This is a genomic window from Virgibacillus indicus (assembly GCF_002266285.1).
Lineage (GTDB): Bacteria > Bacillota > Bacilli > Bacillales > Amphibacillaceae > Virgibacillus_K > Virgibacillus_K indicus.
Genome location: NZ_NPMS01000076.1, coordinates 1 through 382, shown reverse-complemented (window position 1 = coordinate 382; position 382 = coordinate 1). Strand labels below are relative to the sequence as shown.

The 382-nt window shown below is 35.9% G+C and carries 1 protein-coding gene; it reads right to left on the bottom strand.

Going from position 1 to position 382, the window contains the following annotated elements; translation table 11 throughout:
- On the bottom strand, nt 1-382 hold a 382-nt coding region (locus CIL03_RS19535), incomplete at both ends, for a putative PEP-binding protein (RefSeq protein ID WP_133087852.1).

Here is a 382-nt window from a genome sequence, read left to right as displayed (position 1 = left end):
AAGAAACCTGTGTGTTCATACGATCAGCAGCCATTGTATATTGAATCAAATCATTTGTTCCGATACTGAAGAAGTCAACCTCTTTTGCAAATTGTTTTGCAATGACAGCTGTTGATGGAATTTCTACCATTATTCCAACTTCTATATGATCAGAAACCTTCACACCTTCATTTTTTAATGCTTCTTTTTCATCCAATAAAATTGCTTTTGCCTGACGGAATTCTTCAAGTGTCGCAATCATTGGGAACATAATTTTTAAATTACCATGTACACTTGCACGTAGTAGTGCACGTAATTGTGGACGGAAGACATATTCATTTTCCAAACAGAAACGAATAGCACGGAAGCCTAAAAATGGGTTCAGTTCTTTTGGTAAATCCAG